Source organism: Mycobacterium sp. (genome assembly GCF_049673265.1).
Taxonomy (GTDB): Bacteria; Actinomycetota; Actinomycetes; order Mycobacteriales; family Mycobacteriaceae; genus Mycobacterium.
Map to the genome: position 1 here is coordinate 1 of NZ_JBATXN010000158.1, position 4220 is coordinate 4220.

Genomic DNA, 4220 nt, shown 5'->3' on the forward strand with positions numbered 1-4220 from the left:
GTCCGAACGCCCAGAGACGTACTCCCTTGGCGCGGTGGTGATTTCGCCACATGTCCGGGCAGCCGAGGTGGACGGCCTCACTTTGGTGATGGATTTAGCGACATCGGCATTTTATTTCCTTGATGAAGATGCGACGCGCATGTGGCGTGAGCTGCGCAGTGCCCACGGTTCCGTCGTCTCGGCGAAAGAAGCTCTAGGCGGCGGAGATGAGTCGTCGCGGCGCTTGGCCGGCATGCTTGACGGCTTTGTCGCCAGCTGCTTGGCGCGCGGGTTCCTGGATTCGGACAATCTGGCACCTGCGCATGTTGTTGCGCCAACACCTCGGCCGCAGAGATCATCTCGCAGGTCGTTGCTTGCCGCGCGGGCATGGCTGTGGATGCTGCGGATGGGCTTCGCGTTGCATAGGAAGGGGTTCGGGACCGTCTACCAGAGGCTAGGACACAGTGCCGGCCCGGAGACCGCCGGCGCCACCTCCCTCGAGGTGGAAATTGCGCGGGCGGCGTTTGTGCGGGCAGAAAATTTCTACGTGCGACGCCGCGCTCCGAATGACTGTCTGCCTAGGTCACTTTCGCTGTATGTATACATGCGTAGCCTTGGCGTACCTGTTGTCCATCACATCGGTGCTCGGCGGTTTCCGGCATTTCGGTGTCACGCGTGGGTCGAATATGACGGCGCGCCAATACTGGATGAGCGTGCCGATGTCAGCCACTACACTGTGATCGCGTCGATCTAGCCGTGAGCGCCGTCAGCGATCGACACCGATTGCCGCCGGCGAATCAAGGGTTCGTGGGATGGGTCGACATGTCCTCGCCGACGCCGCGGCAAGCCGGGGGGGTCGATTCCGGGGTTGTGGGTTGCCGGGTGTGGTGGCGGGGATTTTTGGCGAACCGCAGCACCCTGCTGACTGAGTTGGGCGTTGACGCCGAGCCATCGTGCCCGGATGAGCGATTGATCGCTGAGGCCTATCGGCGCTGGGGTACGGCCGTGCAAGCGCATCTGCTTGGCGAGTACGCCCTGGTCGTCTTCGATGAGGCAACGCATTCGCTAGTGCTGACCCACGATGCGTTAGGCGTGCTACCGCTCTATTACTCGACCCGGGGACCAACGATCTATTTCGGCTCCCATCTATCACTGCTGGCAAGGCTCATACCTGGCCCGGATCTCGACGAAAGCTACATCGCGGAGTTCTTGTTGCGGGGCCAATGCCTCGGCGAACGCACCATTTATCGCGACATCCGGCGCCTCGGCGTCGGTCGGACACTGCGCTACCGGACACCGCGCGGCAGCGAACTCCAGACCTGGTGGCTAGGCGACATCCCCGAGCTGCGCTACCGCGATTCTCGCGACTACGACGAACATTTTCGTCAGCTTCTGCAGTCGGCGATAAGCACCGCGGTCGACGGGCGGACCTGGTCGGAACTGTCCGGCGGGCTGGACTCATCGAGCATCGCCTGCATAACCCGCGACCTCGGCGTCGAGGATTTCGCGACCATTTCGGTTATTTACCCGGCCTCTACGACATCGGACGAAACTTCCTGGATCCAGGTCGTCCAGGCGGAGAAACAGCTTCGCGGGCATCTGATCGACGGCGACCAGCACAAACCATTTTCGGTACTGCCCAACCGGCTTATCGAGGAGCCGAGCCGGCTCCACATCACCTGGCCAGTGTTTTCCGAATATGAAATGCTTTGCCGCGCAAACGGAGTCGATGTGCTCCTTTCGGGCTTTGGCGGCGACCAGGTGCTATTCGGCGAAACCGATTACCCGATTCATGTCGCCGATCACGTCCGACGTCTGCGGCTTATCTCGGCGGTCCGCCAAGTCGCGCAATGGTCATCTACCGCCGGCAGACGTTCCCTGACTCACCAACTGCTCACCAGCGCTGCGATACCGGCATGGAATTATCTGCGCGGGCACGCGATCCGCTACCAGTACGAGAGCGCCATTTCGCGCCGCTGCCCGTGGGTGTGTCCAAGCCTGTTAGAGCAAACCGGAGTTGGCGACGACGCCGTCGGCGCGCCGACTCCGCGTATGCCGACCGTCCGCGGTCAGGCTTATTACGAGCAGATTTGGCGAATGGCGTGTGGCGCCGGCCAACGGTGGGGCCAAAACACCGCTGCCTACCGGTGGCGATATCCACTGCTGTATCGGCCTTTGGTGGAATTCATGTACTCGTTGCCATGGCAGCAGCAAGTCAATTCGGGTCAGGATCGGCTGCTACAACGGCGGGCGCTCACCGGAATCCTGCCCGAACAGATTCGCACTCGGCGTACCAAAAGCGGTCCCGCGCAAGCGATCTACGACGGGCTCGCGGCAAACCGCGAGGTTTATGAATTGTTGACCGATCGACCACTCATCGCGCAACGCGGCTACGTTGACCGGGCAGCCTGGCGCGCCGCGATGGAGGCTGCGCCGTTCGGGGTCGTACGGTCTGCGGCGGCGTTTGAGGCAGCCGTGAGCCTGGAAATCTGGCTCCGACAGCAGGAGAACCAGTTATGACAAAGCTCCGGCCTCGCCCTAAAGCGCCGGAATCGGTATGCAGTGCCTTTTGCTGGAAACTGCTGAACACCCTACGGTCCATCGAATTTCTCGGTAAATTTGTTAGCCCACGGTGAACTTCCGCTTAGAGGAGGCTGTCAGATGAAAATCGCCCGCAAAATTCGCCCGGGCACCGCTGTGCCACAACAGACCGATAATGACACCCGCTCGACGTCCATCGTCCGTCTCGGCACGGTCGCAGAGCTGGTAGAAGGAGGCGGCAACGTTCACGCAGACGGCAACGAAATGTCGTTATTCGGCTGGAACCGCTGAAAGTCCCTCGTCCTCACCTAAATGCGGTGGCGCAAGCTTAAGCGCACGCCGCGATCGCTGTCGCCGTCGTTGGCGCGTCGTACCTCTCACATTCGGCCGCGACCCCGCCCTGCAACGTAAGTCGCCGTGATGTTCGCCGTGCCACAGTTGCCCTTCGAGCAGGCACATCCATTGCAGTTCGCGCCCAGGCTGCGCGAGCTGCAAGCCAAGGGCGTGGTCCACCGTGTCCGTACCCCGGTGGGCGATCCGGCGTGGCTGGTCACCGGCCACGCGGAAGTGTTGCAGCTCTACGACGACGACCGGCTCGGCGCGGCTCCTGTGGAGCCGGACACCGTGGCTCGCATGTACGCATCCGACAGGCCGATGCCGAACTTCGCTACCGAGCACGCAGACCACGCACGCAAGCGTGCCCTCCTGCAGCCCCACTTCACGCCGAAGCGCTTGCAGACGATGCGCCCGAGGGTTCACGCCCTGACCACTAAGCTGCTCGACGATCTGGCGGCGAAGGGGTCGCCGGCGGATCTTCGCGCCACGGTGGCGGTGCCGCTACCTGCATTGGTGATTTGCGAGCTGCTCGGCGTGCCGCGGGAGGAGAGCGAGCGATTTTGCACATGGATCACCAACGTCTCCGACGCACACGATCCAGAGCAAGTCGAACAGGGTCTTGCTGAGCTGTTCGCTTACAGCCAGCAGCTGATCGCGCGCAAGCGACGAGAGCCTGGCGACGATGTGATCTCCCGGTTGTGTGCGACGGAGGGGGTTTCCGCTGACGAGGCCGCCCGCCTGGCGACCGGACTGCTCTGGGCCGGACACGGGTCCCCGGTGCCGCATATCGGACTTGGCGTGCTGTTGTTGTTGGCCAACCCGGAACAATGGCGCACGCTTGCGCGAGATCCGACGTTGGCCTCGAATGCGGTCGAAGAAACCCTTCGAGCAGCGCGCACCAACGTCATCTTTCCCCGCTATGCGCGAACTGACCTCGAACTCAATGGAGCCAGAATCCAAGCCGGGGATCTCGTGTTGATGAGCATCGGTGCGGCCAACTACGACCCATCCGTTTATGCCGACCCCGATCGCGTCGATATCAACCGGCGAGCTCTGGGCCATCTCACCTTTGGCCACGGCGGCCGGTACTGCATCGCCGCGGCACTGGCCCGAATCGAGCTGCACGCGGTGCTTTCTCAACTCGCTTCTCGGTTTCCGGCGATGCAGCTGGCCGTCGGAGTGGCGGAGTTGACGCTGCGCACCCACGGGTCGTGTGGAGGACTGGTCGAACTCCCTGTGCGGTGGTGAGGAAAGGCCTGCCTATGTGCGAGGGTGCGGCGATCACTCGGTGTCCACCTAGCCGGGCGACGAGCCTGCACCACCGCATCCACCGCCGCCTCCGGCTGTGCCAGTACAGGCAGCAC

General features: G+C 62.7%; 4 protein-coding genes. All 4 read left to right on the forward strand.

From position 1 onward, the window contains the following. Positions 1–733, forward strand: a 733-nt coding sequence (locus WBF82_RS05590) for a lasso peptide biosynthesis B2 protein (protein WP_424382089.1), incomplete at its 5' end; no start/stop codon positions are given. A 53-nt stretch (positions 734–786) separates the two neighbouring features. Continuing rightward, on the forward strand, positions 787–2499 hold the full coding sequence (locus WBF82_RS05595) for an asparagine synthase-related protein (RefSeq protein ID WP_424382090.1): 1713 nt from the start codon (positions 787–789) through the stop codon (positions 2497–2499). A gap of 141 nt (positions 2500–2640) precedes the next feature. After that, positions 2641–2811 (forward strand): hypothetical protein, encoded by a 171-nt coding sequence (locus tag WBF82_RS05600; RefSeq protein ID WP_424382091.1) that lies wholly within the window; start codon positions 2641–2643, stop codon positions 2809–2811. Between the two features lie 129 nt (positions 2812–2940). Then, on the forward strand, positions 2941–4104 hold the full coding sequence (locus WBF82_RS05605) for a cytochrome P450 (protein WP_424382092.1): 1164 nt from the start codon (positions 2941–2943) through the stop codon (positions 4102–4104). Positions 4105–4220 lie beyond the last annotated feature (116 nt).

Bases quoted from the DNA above. Each gene is read 5' to 3' on its own strand.
- WBF82_RS05600 (WP_424382091.1), top strand. From the start codon at position 2,641: ATGAAAATCGCCCGCAAAATTCGCCCGGGCACCGCTGTGCCACAACAG.
- WBF82_RS05605 (WP_424382092.1), top strand. From the start codon at position 2,941: ATGTTCGCCGTGCCACAGTTGCCCTTCGAGCAGGCACATCCATTGCAG.